Origin of the sequence: Pseudomonas sp. NPDC089392, from assembly GCF_044749595.1 — a bacterium.
Taxonomy (GTDB): domain Bacteria; phylum Pseudomonadota; class Gammaproteobacteria; order Pseudomonadales; family Pseudomonadaceae; genus Aquipseudomonas.
In genome coordinates, this window is record NZ_JBIVIF010000033.1 from 49,342 (window position 1) to 72,608 (window position 23,267).

Annotated in this window: 21 protein-coding genes and 2 tRNA genes; 20 read left to right on the forward strand and 3 right to left on the reverse strand. The window is 60.5% G+C overall.

The window, feature by feature from the left end:
• The first annotated feature begins 50 nt into the window (after positions 1-50).
• Entirely contained in the window at positions 51-485 is a 435-nt protein-coding gene (locus ACIP1G_RS23425) for a type II toxin-antitoxin system RatA family toxin (RefSeq protein WP_400741167.1), read from the forward strand.
• A gap of 61 nt (positions 486-546) precedes the next feature.
• Here ACIP1G_RS23425 and ACIP1G_RS23430 read toward each other — a convergent pair whose 3' ends face one another.
• On the reverse strand, positions 547-1,083 hold the full coding sequence (locus ACIP1G_RS23430) for an outer membrane protein assembly factor BamE (protein WP_400741169.1): 537 nt from the start codon (positions 1,081-1,083) through the stop codon (positions 547-549).
• Between the two features lie 97 nt (positions 1,084-1,180).
• Between ACIP1G_RS23430 and fur the strand changes: the two genes are divergently transcribed.
• Positions 1,181-1,585 carry a ferric iron uptake transcriptional regulator gene (fur, locus tag ACIP1G_RS23435; RefSeq protein ID WP_275636900.1) on the forward strand — a complete coding sequence of 135 codons (405 nt, stop codon included), beginning with the start codon at positions 1,181-1,183 and terminating at the stop codon, positions 1,583-1,585.
• 225 nt (positions 1,586-1,810) lie between these two features.
• Here the strand turns inward: fur and recN are convergent, their stop codons facing one another.
• Positions 1,811-3,484, reverse strand: a complete 1,674-nt coding sequence (gene recN / locus ACIP1G_RS23440) for a DNA repair protein RecN (RefSeq protein WP_400741170.1) — start codon at positions 3,482-3,484, stop codon at positions 1,811-1,813.
• Positions 3,485-3,676: 192 nt separating this feature from the next.
• Here recN and grpE point away from each other — a divergent pair, with 192 nt between their 5' ends.
• From grpE to ACIP1G_RS23480, 8 genes are all read left to right on the forward strand, one after another.
• Complete coding sequence (grpE, locus tag ACIP1G_RS23445; RefSeq protein WP_400741172.1) at positions 3,677-4,234, forward strand: nucleotide exchange factor GrpE; 558 nt, start codon at positions 3,677-3,679, stop codon at positions 4,232-4,234.
• Positions 4,235-4,335: 101 nt separating this feature from the next.
• Positions 4,336-6,261 carry a molecular chaperone DnaK gene (dnaK, locus tag ACIP1G_RS23450; protein ID WP_400741173.1) on the forward strand — a complete coding sequence of 642 codons (1,926 nt, stop codon included), beginning with the start codon at positions 4,336-4,338 and terminating at the stop codon, positions 6,259-6,261.
• A 198-nt stretch (positions 6,262-6,459) separates the two neighbouring features.
• Positions 6,460-7,578 (forward strand): molecular chaperone DnaJ, encoded by a 1,119-nt coding sequence (gene dnaJ / locus ACIP1G_RS23455; protein ID WP_400741175.1) that lies wholly within the window; start codon positions 6,460-6,462, stop codon positions 7,576-7,578.
• Between the two features lie 13 nt (positions 7,579-7,591).
• Complete coding sequence (dapB, locus tag ACIP1G_RS23460) at positions 7,592-8,398, forward strand: 4-hydroxy-tetrahydrodipicolinate reductase (RefSeq protein ID WP_400741177.1); 807 nt, start codon at positions 7,592-7,594, stop codon at positions 8,396-8,398.
• 327 nt (positions 8,399-8,725) lie between these two features.
• Positions 8,726-9,862: a glutamine-hydrolyzing carbamoyl-phosphate synthase small subunit gene (gene carA / locus ACIP1G_RS23465; protein ID WP_346644903.1), complete on the forward strand. Its 1,137-nt coding sequence runs from the start codon at positions 8,726-8,728 to the stop codon at positions 9,860-9,862.
• A 105-nt stretch (positions 9,863-9,967) separates the two neighbouring features.
• Positions 9,968-13,189, forward strand: coding sequence for a carbamoyl-phosphate synthase large subunit (carB, locus tag ACIP1G_RS23470; RefSeq protein WP_400741179.1), 3,222 nt, complete (start codon positions 9,968-9,970; stop codon positions 13,187-13,189).
• Complete coding sequence (gene greA, locus ACIP1G_RS23475) at positions 13,186-13,668, forward strand: transcription elongation factor GreA (RefSeq protein ID WP_011532131.1); 483 nt, start codon at positions 13,186-13,188, stop codon at positions 13,666-13,668. The genes carB and greA overlap by 4 nt, the downstream gene beginning before the upstream one ends.
• Positions 13,646-14,086, forward strand: coding sequence for an MFS transporter (locus tag ACIP1G_RS23480; protein ID WP_400741182.1), 441 nt, complete (start codon positions 13,646-13,648; stop codon positions 14,084-14,086). Before greA ends, ACIP1G_RS23480 begins: the two co-directional genes overlap by 23 nt.
• Before the next feature lie 159 nt (positions 14,087-14,245).
• Here the strand turns inward: ACIP1G_RS23480 and yhbY are convergent, their stop codons facing one another.
• Positions 14,246-14,554, reverse strand: a complete 309-nt coding sequence (yhbY, locus tag ACIP1G_RS23485) for a ribosome assembly RNA-binding protein YhbY (RefSeq protein ID WP_003249945.1) — start codon at positions 14,552-14,554, stop codon at positions 14,246-14,248.
• Positions 14,555-14,656: 102 nt separating this feature from the next.
• Between yhbY and rlmE the strand changes: the two genes are divergently transcribed.
• From rlmE to nusA, 10 genes are all read left to right on the forward strand, one after another.
• Positions 14,657-15,283, forward strand: a complete 627-nt coding sequence (rlmE, locus tag ACIP1G_RS23490; RefSeq protein ID WP_056795090.1) for a 23S rRNA (uridine(2552)-2'-O)-methyltransferase RlmE — start codon at positions 14,657-14,659, stop codon at positions 15,281-15,283.
• Positions 15,284-15,486: 203 nt separating this feature from the next.
• Positions 15,487-17,391: an ATP-dependent zinc metalloprotease FtsH gene (gene ftsH / locus ACIP1G_RS23495; RefSeq protein ID WP_400741184.1), complete on the forward strand. Its 1,905-nt coding sequence runs from the start codon at positions 15,487-15,489 to the stop codon at positions 17,389-17,391.
• Between the two features lie 8 nt (positions 17,392-17,399).
• Positions 17,400-18,251 (forward strand): dihydropteroate synthase, encoded by an 852-nt coding sequence (gene folP, locus ACIP1G_RS23500; protein WP_400741186.1) that lies wholly within the window; start codon positions 17,400-17,402, stop codon positions 18,249-18,251.
• 16 nt (positions 18,252-18,267) lie between these two features.
• Entirely contained in the window at positions 18,268-19,608 is a 1,341-nt protein-coding gene (gene glmM / locus ACIP1G_RS23505) for a phosphoglucosamine mutase (protein WP_400741188.1), read from the forward strand.
• Between the two features lie 65 nt (positions 19,609-19,673).
• On the forward strand, positions 19,674-20,429 hold the full coding sequence (gene tpiA, locus ACIP1G_RS23510) for a triose-phosphate isomerase (RefSeq protein ID WP_086977100.1): 756 nt from the start codon (positions 19,674-19,676) through the stop codon (positions 20,427-20,429).
• Between the two features lie 4 nt (positions 20,430-20,433).
• Positions 20,434-20,832, forward strand: coding sequence for a preprotein translocase subunit SecG (gene secG / locus ACIP1G_RS23515; RefSeq protein ID WP_400741190.1), 399 nt, complete (start codon positions 20,434-20,436; stop codon positions 20,830-20,832).
• A 21-nt stretch (positions 20,833-20,853) separates the two neighbouring features.
• Positions 20,854-20,939, forward strand: a tRNA-Leu gene (locus ACIP1G_RS23520).
• 100 nt (positions 20,940-21,039) lie between these two features.
• Positions 21,040-21,116 (forward strand) — tRNA-Met (locus ACIP1G_RS23525).
• 130 nt (positions 21,117-21,246) lie between these two features.
• Positions 21,247-21,705: a ribosome maturation factor RimP gene (gene rimP / locus ACIP1G_RS23530; protein ID WP_012274245.1), complete on the forward strand. Its 459-nt coding sequence runs from the start codon at positions 21,247-21,249 to the stop codon at positions 21,703-21,705.
• Positions 21,706-21,764: 59 nt separating this feature from the next.
• Positions 21,765-23,246: a transcription termination factor NusA gene (gene nusA / locus ACIP1G_RS23535; protein WP_346646499.1), complete on the forward strand. Its 1,482-nt coding sequence runs from the start codon at positions 21,765-21,767 to the stop codon at positions 23,244-23,246.
• The last annotated feature ends 21 nt before the right edge of the window (positions 23,247-23,267 follow it).

A 23,267-nucleotide genomic window follows, 5' to 3' on the forward strand; every position in this document is an offset into this window, starting at 1 on the left:
TTTCGGCACGCTGCGAAGCGCCGCCACCCAGCCTTGGAAGTGACGCCTGGATGACTACCCATATTCAACGCTCCGCCCTGCTGCCATACCCCGCCCAGGCGCTCTACGATCTGGTCAACGATGTGGCCAGCTACCCTGAGTTTCTGCCGTGGTGCTCGGCTTCGACGGTAATAGAGGCCAGCGACACACACATGCGCGCCAAGCTCGATGTCGCCAAGGGCGGCATGAGCCAGCACTTCGTCACACGCAACGTGCTGGTGCCGGGGCAGTCCATCGAGATGAACCTTGAAGAGGGGCCATTCACCCAGTTGCATGGTGTGTGGGTGTTCAAGCCGCTGGGTGACAAGGCCTGCAAGATCAGCCTGGACCTGTCCTTCGATTATGCCGGGTCGATTGTACGGGCCACGTTGGGCCCGCTGTTCAACCAGGCGGCCAATACCTTGGTCGATGCGTTCTGCCAGCGTGCCAAGCAACTGTATGGCTGATTGAGCAGGCACCAACAAAAAGCCCGGAACACGTCCGGGCTTTTTTGCATCTGCTGCCCGATTACCGGGTTTCCAGCGGTGCCGGGGTCGGGACCGGGGTGGTCTCGATGGTATCGATCTCGCGCTGGATAGACTCTTCGGTCGAACCAGGCTTGGCCGGTTTTTCCACCGGCTGTGGGGCCGGCTGCTCGGTCTGGCCAGGCTCGGTGCCAGGGCTGACGGTGGTGTCGCTGCTGCCACCGAGGATTTCCTGGTCGCGGCTGACGCCCGGCATGAAGTCGCCAGAAAGGCTGACCAGCTGGTCATTTTCATTGAAGAAAATGCTCATGCGCTCTTGTTGGCGTTTGCCGCCACCTGGCTGCAGGCTGTACAGGTAATCCCAGCGATTGGTGTTGAAGGTGTCCTGGATCAGCGGGTTGCCCATGATAAACCTTACTTGCCGTCGGGTCATTCCGGGGCGTAATTGGTCTATCATGTCTTGCGTAACGACATTGCCCTGCTGGATGTCGATTTTGTAAACCCCGGGAAACGAGCAACCGGCGAGTGCGAGCAGTCCCGCGAGGGCGAGGCTGTTTAGCAAGAGCTTGGTGTTTTGCATCGGTGGGCGACTTCCACTATCTTGGCTGGACAACGTAAACCCCGATCATACCCGTATTAAGAGAAGCTGCGAAGCAGCATCGGCGAGAAAGCTGACCATGGTTGAAAATAGCGAATTGCGCAAAGCCGGCCTCAAGGTGACCCTGCCTCGAGTCAAGATCCTTCAGATGCTCGACTCCACGGAGCAGCGTCACATGAGTGCCGAGGACGTCTACAAGGCGCTGATGGAAGCTGGCGAGGACGTCGGCCTGGCCACCGTCTATCGCGTACTGACCCAGTTCGAAGCAGCGGGTCTGGTGGTTCGCCACAACTTCGACGGCGGTCACGCGGTGTTCGAACTGGCCGATGGCGGTCACCACGACCATATGGTCAACGTGGATACCAGTGAAGTCATCGAGTTCATGGATGCCGAAATCGAAAGGCGCCAGCGTGAAATCGTGGCCGAACATGGCTACGAGCTGGTGGACCACAATCTGGTCCTGTATGTGCGTAAAAAGAAGTAACGATTTTTCGTTATGGACAGCAAAGGCGACCTTCGGGTCGCCTTTGTGCTTTCTGGGGGCTTGAAGGCGAAGCTGGCATTTGTAGGAGCGGCCTTGCGTCGCGAAAGGGCTGCGAAGCGGCCCCGGCAATATTGGCTGCGAAGCTAAAAATATGGGGCCGCTTCGCAGCCCTTTCGCGACGCAAGGCCGCTCCTACAGGGACTGCACCGGCCTTGTAGAGCAGCGTCAGGCCTTGCCGCTTACAACCATCTTGCGCGCATGCGCCAGGGATTCCTTGGTCAGGTCGATACCGCCGAGCATCCGCGCCACTTCCTCGACCCGCTCACGCTTGCCCAGGCTGGCCACCGCGGTGTGGGTGGTGTCGCTGTTGCGCACTTTGTGCACGAACAGGTGGTGGTGACCTTGCGCAGCCACCTGTGGCAGGTGGGTTACGGTCAGTACCTGGCCGCGCTCACCCAGGCGGCGCAGCAACTGGCCGACGATTTCGGCAGTAGGCCCGCCGATGCCCACGTCGACTTCGTCGAATACCAGGGTAGGGATGCGCGAGGTCTGTGCGGTAATCACCTGAATCGCCAGGCTGATACGCGACAGCTCGCCACCCGAAGCCACCTTCGCCAGGCCCTTGAGCGGTTGGCCGGGGTTGGCGCTGACCAGCAGCTCGATCTGCTCCAGGCCATGTGGCGAAAGGTCTGTGCCCTCATTGGGCGTCAGTTCGATGCAGAAGCGCCCGCCAGGCATGCCCAGGCGCTGGATTTCCTGCTCCACGGCCACCGCCAGTTGCTGTGCGGCCTGCTGGCGCAGGGCGCTCAGTTCGCGGGCCTTTTCTTTATAGTGCTGGGCGAAGGCGGCCAGCTCTTCACCTAACTGCTCGATTGATTCGTCACTGGCGTTCAGGCCTTCCAGCTCTTCCATCAACTGCTGCTGCAGGTGGGGCAGTTCGGTAGGGTGCACGCGGTGTTTGCGCGCCAGTGTATAGATGGTATCCAGGCGCTCTTCCAGCGCCTGCAGGCGCATCGGGTCGGCGTCGAAGTTGTCGAGGAAGCGGTTGAGCTCGCCCATTGCTTCCTCGACCTGGATCTGCGCACTGGCGATCAGGTTGGCCGCTTCGCCCAGAGCCTTGGGTGAATTGGTGGCGGCGCCAAGGCGGTTGAGGCTGGAAGTGAGGGCGCTTAGCACGTTGCCCGAATCGCTTTCGCTGCACTGGTCGATGACCTGGCGGCAGATGCCGAACAGGGCTTCGGCACTGGTCAGGTTCTTGTGTTCCTGCTCCAGGTGTTCCAGTTCGTGTTCGCCCAGGCCAAGGTTGTCCAGTTCTTCCAGCTGATAGCTGAGCAACTGGTGGCGTGCGCGTTGCTCATCGCCGGAGTTGGACAGGCGCTCCAGCTCCAGGCGGGTCTGGTTCCAGCGTTTGGCGGCCAGTTGCACCTGGCGGGCCAGGTCGACGGCGCCGGCGTACTCGTCGAGCAGGCGGCGGTGTGTGTCGGTTTTCAGCAGCGACTGGTGCTCGTGCTGGCTGTGGATATCGATCAGCAGCTCGCCCAGCGCCTTGAGGTCGCCGAGCGGGCAGGGGGTGCCGTTGATGTAGCCACGGCTGCGGCCTTCGGCGGTGATCACCCGGCGCAGGATGCACAGGCCGTCGTTGTCCAGGTCGCGCTCGGCCAGCCAGGCATGGGCCTCGGGGATGTCCACCAGGTCGAAGGTGGCAAGGATGTCTGCCTTGTCGGTGCCGGGGCGTACCACGCCACTGTCGGCTCGGTCGCCCAGGGCCAGGCCGAGGGCGTCGAGCATGATCGATTTGCCGGCACCGGTCTCGCCCGTGATGACGGACATGCCGCGGGCGATTTCGAGGTCGAGGTGCTCGACGATGGCGTAATTGTGAATGGACAGGTGCACCAGCATGGGGCGGCTCCCGAAAGGTCAGGTCTGGTTATTTATACAGTACTTTTTTCTGGCCTGCCAATGCCCCTTGGCAGATTCTGTTGCAGCCCGGAAAACCACCTTGCCCCTTGAAGCTGGTTTTTCCGGCCCCATATAGCCGACATCCAAGGCGAGCCTGGCTCGCAGTCCACAAAATTGCGCAGGAGAGACCCCATGGCTGACGAACAGCTGAACGAAAAAGACCTTAACGTTGAAGAAACTGGTGCAGAAACCACTGCTGACGCCCGTGTTCTGGAACTCGAGGAACAGCTGGCCGCCGCCAAGGACCAGTCGCTGCGCGTTGCCGCAGAAGCGCAGAACAGCATTCGTCGCGCTGAACAGGAGGTCGACAAGGCCCGCAAGTTCGCCCTGGAGAAGTTCTCCAGCGACCTGCTGCCGATTATCGACAGCCTCGAACTGGCCCTGGCCCACTCCAGCGCTGAAGACGAGCACGTCAAGCAGATCCGCGAAGGCGTCGAGCTGACCTTGAAGATGTTCCAGGACACCCTCAAGCGCTACAACCTCGAAGCCGTCGACCCGCACGGCCAGCCGTTCAACCCTGAGCACCACCAGGCCATGGCCATGCAGGAAAACGCTGAAGTCGAGCCAAACAGCGTATTGAACGTGTTCCAGAAGGGTTACCTGCTGAATGGCCGCCTGCTGCGCCCCGCCATGGTGGTGGTCAGCAAGGCGCCGAGCGCGGCGCAACCCTCGATCAATGAAAAGGCTTGAAATCCGCCGGGGCATCCCCATCTAGGTGTCAAGCCTTCAAGTATTACCGCAGTTGGCCAAAGTAGTCGCTGCTACCAAATTCAAGTTTCGGGAGAGTTAACATGGGCAAAATCATCGGTATCGACCTGGGGACCACCAACTCGTGCGTCTCCATCCTGGAAAACGGTAACGTCAAAGTCATCGAAAACGCCGAGGGTGCGCGTACTACCCCTTCGATCGTGGCCTACGCCAACGATGGCGAAATCCTGGTAGGTCAGTCGGCCAAGCGCCAGGCTGTTACCAACCCGCACAACACCCTGTTCGCGGTGAAGCGCCTGATCGGCCGCCGCTTCGAAGAGCAGGTCGTGCAGAAAGACATCCAGCTGGTTCCGTACAAGATCGCCAAGGCCGACAATGGTGACGCCTGGGTTGAAGTGAACGGCCAGAAAATGGCTCCGCCGCAAATCAGCGCCGAAGTCCTGAAAAAGATGAAGAAAACCGCCGAAGACTACCTCGGCGAGCCAGTGACCGAAGCGGTCATCACCGTACCGGCCTACTTCAACGACAGCCAGCGTCAGGCTACCAAGGATGCCGGTCGCATCGCAGGCCTGGACGTAAAACGCATCATCAACGAACCAACCGCCGCTGCACTGGCCTACGGCATGGACAAGGCCAAGGGCGACCACACTGTCATCGTTTATGACCTGGGTGGCGGTACCTTCGACGTTTCGGTCATCGAAATCGCCGAAGTCGACGGTGAGCACCAGTTCGAAGTACTGGCTACCAACGGCGACACCTTCCTGGGTGGCGAAGACTTCGACATGCTGCTGATCGACTACCTGGTCGAAGAGTTCAAGAAAGAGTCCGGCATGAACCTGAAGGGCGACCCTCTGGCCATGCAGCGTCTGAAAGAAGCCGCTGAAAAGGCCAAGATCGAGCTGTCGTCCGCTCAGCAGACCGATGTCAACCTGCCGTACATCACTGCAGACGCGACCGGTCCTAAGCACCTGAACGTGAAAATCTCCCGCGCCAAGCTGGAGTCGCTGGTTGAAGAGCTGGTGCAGCGCACCATCGAACCTTGCCGCATCGCCCTGAAAGATGCCGGCATCGACGCCAGCAAGATCGACGACGTGATCCTGGTCGGTGGCCAGACCCGTATGCCGCTGGTACAGAAAACCGTTGCCGACTTCTTCGGTAAAGAAGCGCGCAAGGACGTCAACCCGGACGAAGCCGTGGCCATGGGTGCTGCCATCCAGGGTGCTGTTCTGGCCGGTGACGTGAAAGACGTACTGCTGCTGGACGTCAGCCCGCTGACCCTGGGTATCGAAACCATGGGTGGCGTGATGACCGCGCTGATCGAGAAGAACACCACCATCCCGACCAAGAAGTCGCAGGTGTTCTCGACTGCCGACGACAACCAGGGCGCTGTGACCATTCACGTGCTGCAGGGTGAGCGTAAGCAGGCTGCGCAGAACAAGTCGCTGGGCAAGTTCGACCTGGCTGACATTCCGCCAGCACCGCGTGGCGTGCCGCAAATTGAAGTGACCTTCGACATCGACGCCAACGGCATCCTGCACGTTAGCGCCAAAGACAAGGCCACCGGCAAGACTCAGTCGATCGTGATCAAGGCCAACTCCGGCCTGTCGGACGACGAAATCGAGCGCATGGTGCGTGACGCCGAGGCTAATGCCGAGGAAGACCGCAAGTTCGAAGAACTGGCCGCTGCCCGTAACCAGGGTGACGCGCTGGTTCACTCGACCCGCAAGATGGTCGCTGACGCGGGTGACAAGGTTACCGCAGAAGAGAAAACCGCCATCGAGGCTGCTGTTGTTGCACTGGAAGCCGCTGTCAAAGGCGACGACAAGGCCGCAATTGACGCCAAGGTCGAAGAGCTGTCCAAGGTCTCCGCGCCGGTTGCCCAGAAGATGTACGCCGAGCAGTCGGCCGAACAGCCTCAGGGTGGCGCACAGCAGGCCGAGCCGGAAGCCAAGCACGATGACGTGGTTGACGCCGAGTTCGAAGAAGTGAAGGGCGACGACAAGAAGTAATCGTTGCATGTTGTCGGCCAGTTCACCGTCGTTTGCCGGTGAACTGGTAGGATGTCGCCGCGCGGGGGCTTGCTCCCGCGTTGGCGTATCTGGAATTCGAGAATTTTTACAGCATCTGTCGGCGTCCCATGGTGGGCAAAAGGCAGGTGCTGATGGCGCGGCGCAGATGCCAGACGCCCAACAAGGTGCAAATGACCTATGTCCAAGCGTGATTATTATGAGGTACTGGGTGTCGAGCGCGGCGCCAGCGAAGCAGACCTCAAAAAGGCTTACCGCCGCCTGGCGATGAAGTACCACCCGGACCGCAACCCGGGCGACAAAGAGTCGGAAGACATGTTCAAGGAGGCCAACGAGGCCTACGAAGTGCTGTCTGACGCGAGCAAGCGTGCGGCGTTCGACCAGTACGGTCATGCCGGCGTCGACCCGAGCATGGGTGGCGGTGGTGCTGGCTTTGGCGGCGCCAACTTCTCCGATATCTTCGGTGATGTGTTCAGTGACTTCTTCGGCGGTGGCCGCGGTGGCGGACGTGGCGGTGCCCAGCGTGGCAGTGACTTGCGCTACACCCTGGAGCTGAACCTGGAAGAAGCGGTGCGTGGCACCACGGTCAGCATCCGCGTGCCCACGTTGGTCAACTGCCAGCCTTGCGATGGTTCCGGCGCCAAGAAGGGCTCGACCCCGTCGACCTGCCCAACCTGCGGCGGTATAGGCCAGGTGCGCATGCAGCAGGGCTTCTTCTCGGTGCAGCAGACCTGCCCGCGCTGCCATGGCCAAGGCAAGATCATCACCGACCCGTGCACCTCTTGCCATGGCGAAGGCCGTGTCGAAGAATACAAGACCCTGTCGGTCAAGGTGCCGGCCGGTGTCGATACTGGCGACCGCATCCGCCTGTCGGGCGAGGGCGAAGCCGGTACCCATGGTGGCCCGACTGGCGACTTGTACGTGGTGATCAATGTGCGTGAGCACGAGATCTTCCAGCGTGACGGCAAGCACCTGTACTGCGAAGTACCGATCAGCTACACCGATGCCGCCCTGGGTGGCGAACTGGAAGTGCCGACCCTGGATGGTCGCGTTAAGCTGAAGATTCCGGAAGGCACCCAGACCGGCAAGCAGTTCCGCTTGCGTGGCAAGGGTGTGGCGCCGGTGCGTGGCGGTGGTGCGGGTGACCTGCTGTGCCGTGTGGCGGTGGAAACCCCGGTCAACCTCAGCCGTCGCCAGCGCGAGCTGCTCGAAGAGTTGCGCAGCTCGCTGGAAGGCGACAACTCGCCCAAGGCCAGTGGCTGGTTCGATGGCGTAAAGCGCTTCTTCGGCGATCTCTGACAAGGAAATGGCTATGCGACGTATTGCAGTGATGGGTGCGGCTGGGCGGATGGGCAAGACCCTCGTCGAAGCTGTGCAGCAACAGGCGCCTCAGGCGGGCCTGACGGCGGCGATCGACCGCCCGGACAGCTCGCTGGTGGGGGCTGATGCCGGTGAGTTGGCGGCCCTTGGCCGTATTGGTGTGCCGATTTCCGACGACCTGAGCAAGGTGGTTGACGAATTCGACGTGCTGATCGACTTCACCCACCCTTCGGTGACCCTGAAGAACCTGGCGTTTTGCCGCAAGGCGGGCAAGGCCATGGTCATCGGTACCACAGGCTTCACGCCGGAAGAGAAGCAGCAACTGGTCGAAGCCGGCAAGGAAATCCCGATTGTCTTCGCCGCCAACTTCAGCGTTGGCGTCAACCTGTGCCTGAAATTGCTGGATACTGCGGCGCGGGTGCTGGGTGATGATGTGGATATCGAAATCCTCGAAGCGCACCACCGGCACAAGGTCGATGCGCCATCGGGCACTGCGCTGCGCATGGGTGAAGTGGTTGCCCAGGCGCTGGGCCGCAACCTGCAGGAAGTGGCCGTGTATGGCCGTGAAGGGCAGACTGGTGCGCGTGAGCGCCAGACCATCGGCTTCGCCACAGTGCGTGCTGGTGACGTGGTAGGTGACCACACCGTGCTGTTCGCTGCTGAAGGTGAGCGCGTGGAGATCACCCACAAAGCTTCCAGTCGCATGACCTTTGCCAGGGGTGCCGTGCGTGCGGCGCTGTGGCTGGATGGGCGTGAGCCTGGTCTGTACGACATGCAGGATGTGCTAGAACTGCGTTAAGCCGTTGGAGCAGTGTCGGCTTCTTCGCGGGTGAACCCGCTCCTACGGGATTTGTGCAGGGCTCAGGCCTTGTGCGGTCCTTGTAGGAGCGGGTTCACCCGCGAAGAAACCACCACAGATGTCAGCCTGTCGCATTGATGTGTTTTAGAGACACATATGCGGTAGACCAAAAACGCACTTTTCTGTAAGCTACAGCTTTAGTGTGTCCACTAAAAGCGCGCAGCGAATTGAATTCAGCACATGAAAGCGGGGTGACGTGTCCATACGTCACTCCGCTTTTTTGCAACCTGCGATCGCCCTTTCATGCTTGATTTACGGGAGGTCTTCTTGACAAAGCCAGCCATACTCGCCCTTGCCGACGGCAGTATTTTCCGCGGTGAAGCTATCGGTGCCGACGGTCAGACCGTTGGTGAGGTGGTATTCAACACCGCTATGACCGGCTACCAGGAAATCCTTACAGACCCTTCCTACGCGCAGCAAATCGTTACCCTGACCTACCCGCACATCGGCAACACCGGTACTACGCCGGAAGACGCCGAGTCGAACCGTGTCTGGTCCGCTGGCCTGGTCATCCGTGACCTGCCGCTGCTGGCCAGCAACTGGCGTAACACCCAGTCGCTGCCTGAGTACCTCAAGGCCAACAACGTCGTTGCCATCGCCGGCATCGACACCCGTCGCCTGACCCGTATCCTGCGTGAAAAGGGCGCCCAGAACGGTTGCATCCTCGCCGGTGACAACATCAGCGAAGAAGCCGCCATCGCTGCTGCCCGCGGTTTCCCGGGCCTGAAGGGCATGGACCTGGCCAAGGTCGTTTCCACCAAGGAACGCTACGAGTGGCGCTCCAGCGTGTGGGAGCTGAAAACCGACAGCCACCCGACCATCGAAGCTGCCGACCTGCCGTACCACGTGGTTGCCTTCGACTACGGCGTCAAGCTGAACATCCTGCGCATGCTGGTAGCCCGTGGCTGCCGCGTGACCGTGGTGCCGGCCCAGACCCCGGCCAGCGAAGTGCTGGCACTCAACCCGGACGGCGTGTTCCTGTCCAACGGCCCTGGTGACCCCGAGCCATGCGACTACGCCATCCAGGCGATCAAGGAAATCCTCGAAACCGAGATTCCGGTATTCGGCATCTGCCTCGGCCACCAGCTGCTGGCCCTGGCTTCCGGCGCCAAGACCGTGAAAATGGGCCACGGCCACCACGGTGCCAACCACCCGGTCCAGGACCTGGACACCGGCGTGGTCATGATCACCAGCCAGAACCACGGCTTTGCCGTTGACGAAGCCACCCTGCCGGGCAACGTCCGCGCCATCCACAAGTCGCTGTTCGACGGCACCCTGCAGGGTATCGAGCGTACCGACAAGTGCGCGTTCAGCTTCCAGGGCCACCCTGAAGCGAGCCCAGGCCCGACCGACGTCGCGCCACTGTTCGATCGTTTCACCGATGCCATGGCCAAGCGCCGCTGAGCATCCTGCTTCAAGGCCCCGGGCCGGCACATGCCGCGCCCGGCAGCGCCTGACCGAGATTGTTCAAAGCGGCTTGCCGACTGACCCCGGATTTGAGTGACAACCATGCCAAAACGTACAGACATCAAAAGCATCCTGATTCTCGGCGCTGGCCCGATCGTGATCGGCCAGGCCTGCGAATTCGACTACTCCGGCGCCCAGGCCTGTAAAGCCCTGCGCGAGGAAGGTTTCCGCGTCATCCTGGTGAACTCCAACCCAGCCACCATCATGACTGACCCGGCCATGGCCGACGCCACCTACATCGAGCCGATCAAGTGGCAGTCGGTGGCCAAGATCATCGAAAAAGAGCGCCCGGACGCAGTATTGCCGACCATGGGTGGCCAGACCGCACTGAATTGCGCCCTGGACCTGGAGCGCCACGGCGTTCTGGAAAAGTTCGGCGTAGAGATGATCGGTGCCAACGCCGACACCATCGACAAGGCTGAAGACCGTTCGCGCTTCGACAAGGCCATGAAAGACATCGGCCTGGAGTGCCCGCGCTCCGGTATCGCCCACAGCATGGAAGAGGCCAACGCGGTCCTCGAGAAGCTCGGCTTCCCTTGCATTATCCGCCCATCGTTCACCATGGGCGGCACTGGCGGCGGTATTGCCTACAACCGTGAAGAATTCGAAGAAATCTGCACCCGTGGTCTGGACCTGTCGCCGACCAAAGAGCTGCTGATCGACGAATCGCTGATCGGTTGGAAAGAGTACGAGATGGAAGTGGTCCGCGACAAAAAGGACAACTGCATCATCGTCTGCTCGATCGAAAACTTCGACCCGATGGGTGTGCACACCGGTGACTCGATCACCGTTGCTCCAGCGCAGACCCTGACCGACAAGGAATACCAGATCATGCGCAACGCCTCGCTGGCGGTGCTGCGTGAAATCGGTGTGGAAACTGGCGGTTCCAACGTACAGTTCGGTATCTGCCCAGACACCGGCCGCATGGTCGTGATCGAGATGAACCCGCGCGTTTCGCGTTCGTCGGCGCTGGCCTCCAAGGCTACCGGCTTCCCGATCGCCAAGATCGCCGCCAAGCTGGCCATTGGTTACACCCTCGACGAACTGCAGAACGACATCACCGGCGGCCGCACCCCGGCGTCCTTCGAGCCGTCGATCGACTACGTCGTTACCAAGCTGCCGCGCTTCGCCTTCGAGAAATTCCCGAAAGCCGACGCCCGCCTGACCACCCAGATGAAATCCGTGGGCGAAGTCATGGCCATCGGCCGTACCTTCCAGGAATCCCTGCAGAAAGCCCTGCGCGGCCTGGAAGTCGGTGCCTGCGGCCTCGACCCGAAAGTCGACCTGGCCAGCCCGGAAGCCGCCAGCATCCTCAAGCGTGAGCTGACCGTGCCGGGCGCCGAGCGTATCTGGTACGTGGCCGACGCCATGCGTTCGGGCATGACGTGTGAAGAAATCTTCGCACTGACCGGCATCGACATGTGGTTCCTGGTGCAGATGGAAGACCTGATCAAGGAAGAAGAGAAGGTCAAGACCCTGGCCCTGTCGTCGATCGACAAGGCCATGATGCTGCGCCTCAAGCGCAAGGGCTTCTCGGACCAGCGCCTGGCCGTGCTGCTGGGTATCACCGACAAGAACCTGCGCCGTCACCGCCACAAGCTGGAAGTGTTCCCGGTGTACAAGCGCGTCGACACCTGCGCCGCCGAGTTCGCCACCGACACCGCCTACCTGTACTCGACCTATGAGGAAGAGTGCGAGGCCAACCCGTCGACACGCGACAAGATCATGATCCTGGGTGGCGGTCCAAACCGGATCGGCCAAGGTATCGAGTTCGATTACTGCTGCGTACACGCCGCACTGGCGCTGCGTGAAGACGGTTACGAGACCATCATGGTCAACTGCAACCCGGAAACCGTCTCCACCGACTACGACACGTCCGACCGCCTGTACTTCGAGCCGCTGACCCTGGAAGACGTGCTGGAAGTCTGCCGCGTCGAGAAGCCGAAGGGCGTCATCGTTCACTACGGCGGCCAGACCCCGCTGAAACTGGCTCGCGCCCTGGAAGAAGCCGGCGTACCGATCATCGGTACCAGCCCGGACGCCATCGACCGTGCCGAAGACCGTGAGCGCTTCCAGCAAATGGTTCAGCGCCTGAACCTGCTGCAGCCGCCAAACGCCACCGTGCGCAGCGAAGACGAAGCCATCCGCGCTGCTGGCGGCATCGGTTACCCGCTGGTAGTGCGCCCATCCTACGTACTGGGTGGCCGCGCCATGGAGATCGTCTACGAACTGGACGAGCTCAAGCGTTACCTGCGTGAAGCCGTACAGGTTTCCAACGACAGCCCGGTACTGCTCGACCACTTCCTCAATTGCGCCATCGAGATGGACGTGGATGCGGTTTGCGACGGCACCGACGTGGTGATCGGCGCGATCATGCAGCACATCGAACAGGCCGGCGTTCACTCCGGTGACTCGGCGTGCTCGCTGCCACCTTACTCGCTGAGCAAGGAAGTGCAGGACGAAGTCCGCATTCAGGTCAAGAAAATGGCCCTGGAGCTGGGCGTGGTCGGCCTGATGAACGTGCAGCTGGCCCTGCAGGGCGACAAGATCTACGTGATCGAAGTCAACCCGCGTGCCTCGCGTACCGTGCCGTTCGTGTCCAAGTGCATCGGCACTTCCCTGGCAATGATCGCGGCCCGCGTCATGGCAGGCAAAACCCTGAAAGAGCTGGGCTTCACCCAGGAAATCATCCCGAACTTCTACAGCGTCAAGGAAGCCGTCTTCCCGTTCGCCAAGTTCCCAGGGGTTGACCCGATCCTCGGCCCTGAGATGAAATCGACCGGTGAAGTCATGGGTGTCGGTGACAGCTTCGGTGAAGCCTTCGCCAAGGCCCAGATGGGTGCCAGCGAAGTGCTGCCGACCGGTGGTACCGCGTTCATCAGCGTGCGTGACGATGACAAGCCACAAGTGGCTGGCGTTGCTCGCGACCTGATCGCCCTGGGCTTCGAAGTGGTTGCTACTGCCGGCACCGCCAAGGTTATCGAAGCGGCTGGCCTGAAAGTGCGCCGTGTGAACAAGGTTACCGAAGGTCGCCCGCACGTGGTCGACATGATCAAGAACGACGAAGTGTCGCTGATCATCAACACCACGGAAGGCCGCCAGTCGATTGCCGATTCCTACTCGATTCGTCGCAATGCGCTGCAGCACAAGATTTACTGCACCACTACCATTGCGGCCGGTGAAGCCATCTGCGAAGCGCTGAAGTTTGGTCCGGAAAAGACCGTTCGTCGCTTGCAAGATCTGCATGCAGGACTCAAAGCATGAGCATTACCAAGTACCCGATGACCGTCCAGGGCGCTCGCGCCCTGGAAGAGGAGCACCTGTTCCTGAGCAAGACCGAGCGCCCGCGCCTTAGCCAGGCCATCGGTGAAGCGCGTGAACTGGGTGACCTCAAGGAAAACGCCGAATACCATGCCGCCCGCGAAGAGCAGGGCATGGTCGAGGCGCGTATCCGTGATATCGAAGGCCGCCTGCAGAACTCGGTGGTAATCGACGTGACCACCATCGCCCACACCGGCAAGGTGATTTTCGGCACCACCGTGGTGCTGGCCAACACCGAAACCGATGAGGAAGTGACCTACCAGATCGTCGGCGAAGATGAAGCTGACGTGAAGCAGGGCAAGCTTTCGAGCGGAGCACCGATCGCCCGTGCCATCATTGGCAAGGAAGAAGGTGACACCGTGGTGGTGAAGACGCCAAGCGGTACGGTCGAGTACGAGATTGTCGAAGTCAAACACATCTGACCGGCGCCTGCGGGCGCCATCCCTCGAGGGGATCCTCTGGCAACTGGCCCAGGTTTTCTGGGTCGGTGGCTTGTGGGTGTTTCACGTGGGGCTGGTGCCCGCGCTCAAGGTCAGTGGCCTGGCGCCGCTGCTGGTGCAGGATATCGCCGGGCAGATCGACCGTTGGTTGATTGGCGTGGCGTTGCTTGGCTTGTTGACCCAGCTGGCAGTGCTGGCAAGGGTGGACGGCCTGGCGGCCTGGTGGCGGCAATTCCGTGGCCAGATGCTCTTGCTCGGCTTCGGCGCCTGCGTGGGGTATTACACCTTGCGCTATGGTATTTCCGTAGGCGAGCGCTGGCAGATGTTCTGCTTCCTGGTGCTGGGCTTTTCCGGCATCGTGCTGGTGGCCCAGCCGGTGCCGGTCAAAGCCCGCCGCTAGCCCAGGCTGCCGCGGTCCCTTGTAGGAGCGGCCTTGTGTCGCGATGGGCGGCGAAGCCGCCCCCAGATATCAGCTTAACCACAGATATTGCAGGGGGCTGCTTCGCAGCCCATCGCGACGCAAGGTCGCTCCTACACAGGTGTCGCGCTGTCCGTGCCGTTACTTGTAACGGTGGATGTTGGACAGCTGCTTGTTCGGCTGTGGGTTCTTGCGGTAGATCAGGGCTTTCTTGCCGATGGTCTGCACCAGCTCGGCGCGGCCGGCCTTGCACAGCTCGGCAATGGTCTCGGCGCGTTCTTCGCGGTCTTCCGAGCGAATTTCGACCTTGATCAGCTCATGGTCGACCAGGGCGCGCTCCAGTTCGGCGATCACGCCTTCATTCAAACCGTTGCCAGCAACGATCAGGACCGGCTTCAGGTCATGACCAATGGACTTGTATTGCTTCTTCTGCTCGTTATTGAGCGGCATAATCTGACCCTTTCCGTCTGATTCTGTAAAATTGACCGGCATTTTACCCGAGGGCCACCGGCTCCGCCCAGTCAATCACGACGCATATCATCGAGGTGCCCCGTGGTACAACGTTCCAAAAGCAGCGCAAACTGGCTGCGAGAGCATTTTAACGACCCTTTTGTTAAACAGGCGCAGAAGGACGGCTACCGCTCGCGCGCTAGCTACAAACTGCTGGAGATCCAGGAAAAAGACCGCCTGATCCGTCCAGGCATGAGTGTAATCGACCTCGGCGCGGCCCCGGGTGGCTGGTCGCAGGTGACCAGTCGTCTGATTGGTGGCCAGGGGCGTCTTATCGCTTCCGACATCCTGGAAATGGACTCGATCCCTGACGTGACCTTCATTCAGGGCGACTTCACCGATGATGCAGTGCTCCAGCAGATCCTGGCGGCGGTCGGCGATTCGCATGTAGACCTTGTGATTTCCGACATGGCCCCCAATATGAGTGGTACGCCCGAAGTGGACATGCCGCGCGCCATGTTCCTCTGCGAGCTGGCCCTGGATCTGGCAACCCGCGTACTGAAACCTGGCGGTGATTTCCTGATCAAGATTTTCCAGGGCGAAGGCTTCGATATGTACCTGAAGGATGTGCGCACCAAGTTCGACAAGGTGCAAATGCGCAAGCCGTCCTCATCACGGGACCGTTCGCGTGAGCAGTACCTGTTGGGCAAAGGTTTCAAAGGCGCTTGAAAGGCGTGAAGCGCGGTGGCTGATAGTTATTTCCAATCGGCCGCAGCGTCAGGATCGTCCGAACTTCGTGTAGTCTAGCTTTCACAAAGGGTTACAGACGGTGCCTGCGGCTGCGTAGGTAATGTAGTAAGTTAGGGCGATGAATATCATGCGAGGCACGGCTGCGTCGTGCGCCGGCCTCAGAGGGTAGCGAATTGAACGACATGGCAAAGAATCTGATCCTGTGGTTGATCATCGCAGCTGTCCTGGTGACAGTGATGAACAACTTCTCCAGCCCTAACGAGCCGCAGACCCTCAACTACTCCGACTTCATCCAGCAGGTCAAGGATGGCAAGGTCGAGCGTGTGACCGTCGACGGCTACATCATTACCGGCAAGCGCGCCGACGGCGACAACTTCAAGACCGTGCGCCCGGCCATTACGGATAATGGCCTGATCGGTGACCTGGTCGATAACCACGTCATCGTCGAAGGCAAGCAGCCTGAACAGCAGAGTATCTGGACGCAGTTACTGGTCGCCAGCTTCCCGATCCTGGTGATCATTGCCGTGTTCATGTTCTTCATGCGCCAGATGCAGGGCGGTGCGGGCGGCAAGGGCGGGCCGATGAGCTTCGGCAAGAGCAAGGCACGCCTGCTGTCCGAAGACCAGGTCAAGACTACCCTGGCCGACGTTGCCGGTTGCGACGAGGCCAAGGAAGAAGTGGGTGAACTGGTCGAGTTCCTGCGCGACCCGGGCAAGTTCCAGCGCCTGGGTGGCCGTATCCCGCGCGGCGTGCTGATGGTTGGCCCGCCGGGTACCGGTAAGACCCTGCTGGCCAAGGCCATCGCCGGTGAGGCGAAGGTACCGTTCTTCACCATTTCCGGTTCGGACTTCGTGGAAATGTTCGTCGGTGTCGGTGCCAGCCGTGTGCGCGACATGTTCGAACAGGCCAAGAAGCACGCACCGTGCATCATCTTCATCGACGAGATCGACGCCGTTGGTCGCCACCGTGGCGCCGGCATGGGCGGTGGTCACGACGAGCGTGAGCAAACCCTGAACCAGTTGCTGGTAGAGATGGACGGCTTCGAGATGAACGATGGCATCATCGTCATCGCCGCTACCAACCGTCCGGACGTACTCGACCCGGCGCTGCTGCGCCCTGGTCGCTTTGACCGCCAGGTGGTAGTCGGCCTGCCGGATATCCGCGGCCGCGAGCAGATCCTCAAGGTGCACATGCGCAAGGTGCCGGTCGGCGAGAACGTCAACCCGGCAGTCATTGCCCGTGGTACCCCGGGCTTCTCCGGTGCCGACCTGGCCAACCTGGTCAACGAGGCGTCGCTGTTTGCTGCGCGTTCCAATAAGCGCCTGGTCGAAATGAAAGAGTTCGAACTGGCCAAGGACAAGATCATGATGGGCGCCGAGCGCAAGACCATGGTCATGTCCGAGAAGGAAAAGAAGAACACCGCTTATCACGAAGCAGGCCACGCCATTGTTGGGCGCCTGGTGCCTGAGCACGACCCGGTCTACAAGGTTTCGATCATTCCGCGTGGTCGCGCCCTGGGTGTGACCATGTTCCTGCCGGAAGAGGACCGCTACAGCCTGTCCAAGCGTGCGCTGATCAGCCAGATCTGCTCGCTGTACGGTGGCCGAATTGCCGAAGAGATGACCCTGGGCTTCGATGGTGTTACTACCGGTGCATCGAACGACATCATGCGTGCCAGCCAGATCGCTCGCAACATGGTGACCAAGTGGGGCCTGTCCGAGAAGCTCGGCCCGCTGATGTATGCAGAAGAAGAGGGTGAAGTGTTCCTCGGTCGTAGCGCCGGCAGCCAGCACGCCAGTGTGTCCGGCGAGACTGCCAAGCTGATCGACTCCGAGGTGCGCAGCATCATCGATCAGTGCTATGCCACTGCCAAGCAGTTGCTCATCGACAACCGCGACAAGCTCGAAGCGATGACCGAAGCGCTGATGAAGTATGAGACCATTGATGCCGATCAGATTGACGACATCATGGCTGGGCGTACGCCGCGCGAACCGCGTGACTGGGACGATGACAAGGATTCGGGCACCCCTGCGGCCCAGAATGATCGTCCGGAATCGCCTATCGGCGGCCCAGCAGCTCAACACTAAGGGCATCTATGAGCTCAGAGCAGTACCCGACCCGGTTGCCTTGCGGCAACCGGGTTCTTGATTTGTCGCGTACCCATGTCATGGGTATTCTCAATATCACCCCCGATTCCTTCTCTGATGGCGGGCGCTTCAACCAGCGCGATGCGGCCCTGCGCCATGCTGAAGCGATGGTTGCCGCGGGTGCCACGCTGATCGACATCGGCGGCGAGTCCACCCGGCCTGGCGCGCGTGCAGTCTCGGTGACCGAGGAGCTGGAGCGGGTGGCGCCGATGGTCGAGGCCATCAACAGCCGCCTCGATGTGGTCATTTCGGTCGATACCTCCACGCCAGCCGTCATGCGTGAATCGGCGCGCCTCGGTGCCGGGCTGATCAACGACGTGCGTGGCCTGGAGCGTGATGGGGCCCTGGATGCCGCTGCAGATACCGGCCTGCCGGTGTGCCTGATGCACATGCGCGGCGAGCCGGGCACCATGCAGGACGACCCGCATTACCAGGATGTGACTGCCGACGTGGCGCGCTATCTTGAACAGCGCATGGCCACGTGTGCCGCGGCAGGCATCCCGGCGGAACGAATCATTCTTGATCCGGGCTTCGGCTTCGCCAAGACGCTGGCGCACAACCTGAGCCTGTTCAAACACATGGAAGCACTCTATCGGCTTGGGCGACCGCTGCTGGTGGGTGTTTCACGAAAAAGCATGATCGGCCTGACGCTGGATCGTCCGGTCGGCGAGCGCTTGTACGGCAGCCTGGCGCTGGCGGCATTGGCCATGACCAAGGGTGCAAGCATCCTGCGTGTCCATGACGTGGCCGAAACTGTCGATGTGGTGCGCATGATCGCTGCGGTGCAAAACGCCGAATAAGAACATTGGAGTCCCTATGAGCAGAAAATACTTTGGTACCGACGGCATCCGTGGCCGCGTCGGCGTATACCCGATCACGCCGGACTTCATGCTGAAGCTCGGCTGGGCGGCCGGCATGGCCTTCCGCAAGCTGGGCCACTGTCGGGTGCTGGTGGGCAAGGACACGCGTATCTCCGGCTACATGTTCGAGTCCGCCTTGGAGGCCGGCCTGTCTGCCGCAGGTGCCGACGTGATGCTGCTCGGGCCGATGCCGACACCGGCCATCGCCTATCTGACGCGTACCTTCCACGCCGAAGCCGGTATCGTCATCAGCGCCTCGCACAACCCGCACGATGACAACGGCATCAAGTTCTTCTCTGGGCAGGGCACCAAGCTGCCAGATGAAGTCGAGCTGATGATTGAGGAACTGCTCGACCAGCCGATGACCGTTGTCGAGTCGAGCAAGCTGGGCAAGGTTTCGCGCATCAACGATGCTGCCGGCCGCTACATCGAATTCTGCAAGAGCAGCGTACCGAGCAGCACCAGCTTCGAAGGCCTCAAGCTGGTGGTCGATTGTGCCCATGGCGCCACCTACAAGGTTGCGCCAAGCGTGTTCCGCGAGCTGGGTGCCGACGTGACCATGCTGCATGCCCAGCCGGACGGCTTGAACATCAACGAAGGCTGCGGCTCGACCCATATCGAATCGCTGCAGGCTGCTGTGCTGGTAGGCCATGCCGACCTCGGTATCGCCTTCGACGGCGACGGCGACCGCGTGCTGATGGTCGACCACACTGGCGCCATCGTCGATGGTGACGAACTGCTGTTCATCATCGCCCGCGACCTGCATGACCGTGGGAAGCTGCAGGGCGGGGTGGTCGGTACGCTGATGAGCAACCTGGGCCTTGAGCTTGCGCTGAAAGACCTGGATATCCCATTTGTGCGGGCCAAGGTCGGCGACCGTTACGTCATGGCCGAGCTGCTGGAGCGTGAATGGCTGATCGGTGGCGAAAACTCCGGCCACGTCGTGTGCTGCAACCACACCACTACCGGCGATGCGATCATCGCTGCGCTGCAGGTGCTGATGGCGCTCAAGCGCCGGGGTGAAACCCTGGCCCAGGCCCGTCAGGCCCTGCGCAAGTGCCCACAGGTGCTGATCAACGTGCGCTTTGGTGCCAGCAAGGTCGACCCGCTGGAGCACCCTGCAGTCAAGGAAGCCAGTGCCAAAGTCACCGAAGCACTGGCTGGCCGTGGTCGTGTGCTGTTGCGCAAGTCCGGTACCGAGCCGCTGGTGCGGGTGATGGTCGAGGGCGAGGACGAAACCCAGGTGCGTGGCCACGCTGAAGCACTGGCCAAACTGGTCGGCGAAGTTTGTGTCTGAAGGCGCTTGCCAGCGCAGATCTGGTTGGGTAAGATCTGCGCCCACTTTGACCGACGAGGTAAAGCATGCGTCGCCCTATGGTAGCTGGTAACTGGAAGATGCACGGTACCCGCGCTAGCGTCGCTGAGCTGACCGAAGGCTTGAGTAATCTCGCCTTGCCGAGCGGAGTGGAAGTCGCGGTGTTTCCACCAGCCTTGTTCATCAATCAAGTGATCGATGGCCTGGCAGGTAAAGAAATTACTGTCGGCGCACAGAATTCTGCTGTACAACCCGAACAGGGTGCGCTGACTGGGGAAGTTGCCCCGGAGCAGCTGGTTGAAGCAGGTTGCAAGTTGGTGTTGATTGGCCATTCGGAGCGTCGCCAGATCATTGGTGAAACCGACGAAGTGCTCAATCGCAAGTTTGCAGCGGCCCAGGCCAAAGGTTTGAAGCCAGTGCTTTGCATAGGGGAAACCCTTGAGGAGCGCGAGGCTGGCAAGACGCTTGAAGTTGTTGGGCGTCAACTAAGCAGTATCATCGAAGCTTTCGGTGTTAAGGCTTTTGCCAATGCAGTAATCGCCTATGAGCCTGTATGGGCCATCGGCACCGGCCTAACGGCCACGCCACAGCAGGCCCAGGATGTGCACGCCGCCATCCGCGGCCAGCTGGCGGCAGAGGATGCTGAAGTGGCTGCGAAGGTGCAGCTGCTCTACGGCGGCAGCGTGAAGGCGGCCAATGCGGCCGAACTGTTCGGCATGCCGGATATCGATGGGGGTCTCATTGGTGGGGCTTCCCTGAACGCAGACGAATTCGGTGCAATTTGTCGCGCCGCAGGAAACTGAACAAATGCTGGAAACAGTCATCGTTGTTTTTCATCTGTTGGCAGCGCTGTCGCTTGTAGTGCTGGTTCTGTTGCAACAGGGTAAAGGTGCGGAAGCAGGTGCATCTTTCGGCGCGGGTGCCTCAAACACCGTGTTCGGGAGCCAAGGTTCTGCAACGTTCCTAAGTAAATTCACTGCTGTACTCGCTGCCACTTTCTTTTTGACAGCACTTGGGTTAGGATACTTCGCGAAGCAACAAGCTCACCAGCTTAGCCAAGCAGGTCTTCCAGATCCAGCGGTGCTAGAAGTGAAAGAGCCGCAGAAACCGGCAGTTAATGATGATGTACCGGTGCTCCAGCAGCAGAAGAGCGAAACCACCAATAACACTGGTGATGTACCTCCTCCGGCCCAAGAGCAGAAGTAACGGGTTTCAAATAGTAGTATTGCCGAGGTGGTGGAATTGGTAGACACGCAACCTTGAGGTGGTTGTGCCCATAGGGTGTAGGGGTTCGAGTCCCCTTCTCGGTACCAATTGAAGCATGAGAGCCCGCTTTAGCGGGCTTTCTTGCAGGTGAAGGTTTGGAATTGACCCTCAACAGGGTTCAGTCTTATACTTTCGCCCCAGCTTTGTCGCGGGGTGGAGCAGCTTGGTAGCTCGTCGGGCTCATAACCCGAAGGTCGTTGGTTCAAATCCAGCCCCCGCAACCAGCTTCAGCGGAGCCCCTTTTCAGGGGCTTTTTGCTAACCGAACAGTTTTCGGCGTCGTTGTCCAACGGCGCTTTCAGGGATGGGCGCTTCGCCCATTTTTTATTTGCACAGCATGCACGAGGGGGTTCAGGTGTCGAGCAAGCTAGAACAGTTGCAGGCCTTGTTGGCCCCGGTTGTCGAGGGTCTGGGCTATCAGTGCTGGGGGATCGAATACGTTTCCCAGGGTAAGCATTCGGTACTGCGCATCTACATCGACAAGGAAGGCGGCATCCTGGTGGAGGACTGCGAAGCGGTCAGCCGTCAGGCCAGCGCCATTCTCGATGTGGAAGATCCAATCAGCAGTGAGTACACCCTCGAGGTGTCTTCTCCCGGCATGGATCGCCCACTGTTCACTCTGGAACAGTTTGCCTCGCATGCCGGCGAACAAGTGAAGATCAAGCTGCGCTCACCCTTCGAGGGTCGTCGTAACTTCCAGGGCCTTCTCCGCGGTGTGGAGGAGCAGGACGTGGTGGTCCAGGTGGACAACCAGGAATTCCTGTTGCCGATCGACTCGATCGACAAGGCCAATATTATTCCCAGTTTTGACTGAGACGTGCCGGGCCCGGCGGACTATCCGGGCCCAATGGCTTGCGCAAGGCGAGGCGTACGATGAGCAAAGAAGTACTGCTGGTTGTTGAATCGGTATCCAACGAAAAAGGTGTACCGCCCGGCGTCATTTTCGAAGCGCTGGAAGTGGCCCTGGCCACTGCAACCAAAAAACGTTTTGAAGACGAAGTCGACCTGCGTGTGGAAATCAACCGCCACACCGGTAGCTACGAGACTTTCCGTCGCTGGACCGTGGTCGACGAAGCCGATCTTGATGATCCGGCGATCGAGACCTGGCTGGACAAGATCAAGGACACCCACCCTGAAGCCAAGGTGGGTGACGTGATCGAAGAGAAGATCGAGTCCATCGAGTTCGGTCGTATCGCCGCCCAGACCGCCAAGCAGGTCATTGTGCAGAAGGTCCGTGAGGCCGAGCGCGCCCAGGTAGTCGATGCCTATCGCGAACGCGTAGGCGAAATCATCTCCGGCACCGTCAAGAAGGTTACCCGCGACAACGTCATCGTTGACCTGGGCAACAACGCCGAGGCCTTGCTGGCCCGCGAAGATATCATTCCGCGCGAAACCTTCCGTGTTGGCGTGCGCTTGCGTGCGCTGCTCAAGGAAATTCGCACTGAAAACCGTGGCCCACAGCTGATCCTGTCGCGCACCGCGCCACAGATGCTGATCGAGCTTTTCCGCATTGAAGTGCCGGAAATTGCCGAGGGCCTCATTGAAGTCATGGCTGCCTCCCGTGATCCGGGTTCGCGAGCCAAGATCGCCGTCCGCTCCAAGGACAAGCGCATCGACCCGCAAGGCGCCTGTATCGGCATGCGTGGTTCGCGCGTCCAGGCCGTATCCGGGGAGTTGGGTGGTGAGCGTGTGGATATCGTCCTGTGGGACGATAACCCGGCGCAGTTCGTCATCAACGCCATGTCGCCGGCTGAAGTCGCGGCGATCATCGTTGATGAAGATGCCCATGCCATGGACATCGCCGTCGCCGAGGACAACCTGGCCCAGGCCATTGGCCGTGGCGGTCAGAACGTTCGCCTGGCCAGTCAGCTGACCGGCTGGACCCTGAACGTGATGACCGAGAAGGACATCCAGGCCAAGCAACAGGCCGAAACCGGTGACATCCTGCGCAATTTCATCGATGAACTGGAAGTCGACGAGGAGCTGGCCCAAGTGCTGGTCGACGAAGGCTTCACCAGCCTCGAAGAAATTGCCTACGTACCGTTGGAAGAAATGCTCAACATCGATGGCTTTGACGAAGATATCGTCAATGAGCTCCGCGCTCGAGCCAAGGACCGTTTGTTGACCAAGGCCATCGCTACCGAAGAAAAACTGGCAGACGCCCACCCGGCCGACGACCTGCTCTCCCTTGAGGGCATGGACAAGGACCTGGCGGCTGAACTGGCGGTGCGCGGCGTGGTTAACCGCGAAGACCTGGCCGAGCAGTCGATCGACGATCTGCTCGACATCGACGGCATCGACGAAGAGCGTGCCGGCAAGTTGATCATGGCCGCCCGAGCCCATTGGTTCGAGTAATTAGGCGCGGCCTGAGGAGAG

Excerpts from the sequence above, each read along its gene's own strand:
- ACIP1G_RS23425 (WP_400741167.1), top strand. The coding sequence starts at position 51 with ATGACTACCCATATTCAACGCTCCGCCCTGCTGCCATACCCCGCCCAG.
- ACIP1G_RS23430 (WP_400741169.1), bottom strand. The coding sequence starts at position 1,083 with ATGCAAAACACCAAGCTCTTGCTAAACAGCCTCGCCCTCGCGGGACTG.
- fur (WP_275636900.1), top strand. The coding sequence starts at position 1,181 with ATGGTTGAAAATAGCGAATTGCGCAAAGCCGGCCTCAAGGTGACCCTG.
- recN (WP_400741170.1), bottom strand. The coding sequence starts at position 3,484 with ATGCTGGTGCACCTGTCCATTCACAATTACGCCATCGTCGAGCACCTC.
- grpE (WP_400741172.1), top strand. The coding sequence starts at position 3,677 with ATGGCTGACGAACAGCTGAACGAAAAAGACCTTAACGTTGAAGAAACT.
- dnaK (WP_400741173.1), top strand. The coding sequence starts at position 4,336 with ATGGGCAAAATCATCGGTATCGACCTGGGGACCACCAACTCGTGCGTC.
- dnaJ (WP_400741175.1), top strand. The coding sequence starts at position 6,460 with ATGTCCAAGCGTGATTATTATGAGGTACTGGGTGTCGAGCGCGGCGCC.
- dapB (WP_400741177.1), top strand. The coding sequence starts at position 7,592 with ATGCGACGTATTGCAGTGATGGGTGCGGCTGGGCGGATGGGCAAGACC.
- carB (WP_400741179.1), top strand. The coding sequence starts at position 9,968 with ATGCCAAAACGTACAGACATCAAAAGCATCCTGATTCTCGGCGCTGGC.
- greA (WP_011532131.1), top strand. The coding sequence starts at position 13,186 with ATGAGCATTACCAAGTACCCGATGACCGTCCAGGGCGCTCGCGCCCTG.
- yhbY (WP_003249945.1), bottom strand. The coding sequence starts at position 14,554 with ATGCCGCTCAATAACGAGCAGAAGAAGCAATACAAGTCCATTGGTCAT.
- ftsH (WP_400741184.1), top strand. The coding sequence starts at position 15,487 with ATGGCAAAGAATCTGATCCTGTGGTTGATCATCGCAGCTGTCCTGGTG.
- folP (WP_400741186.1), top strand. The coding sequence starts at position 17,400 with ATGAGCTCAGAGCAGTACCCGACCCGGTTGCCTTGCGGCAACCGGGTT.
- glmM (WP_400741188.1), top strand. The coding sequence starts at position 18,268 with ATGAGCAGAAAATACTTTGGTACCGACGGCATCCGTGGCCGCGTCGGC.
- tpiA (WP_086977100.1), top strand. The coding sequence starts at position 19,674 with ATGCGTCGCCCTATGGTAGCTGGTAACTGGAAGATGCACGGTACCCGC.
- secG (WP_400741190.1), top strand. The coding sequence starts at position 20,434 with ATGCTGGAAACAGTCATCGTTGTTTTTCATCTGTTGGCAGCGCTGTCG.
- nusA (WP_346646499.1), top strand. The coding sequence starts at position 21,765 with ATGAGCAAAGAAGTACTGCTGGTTGTTGAATCGGTATCCAACGAAAAA.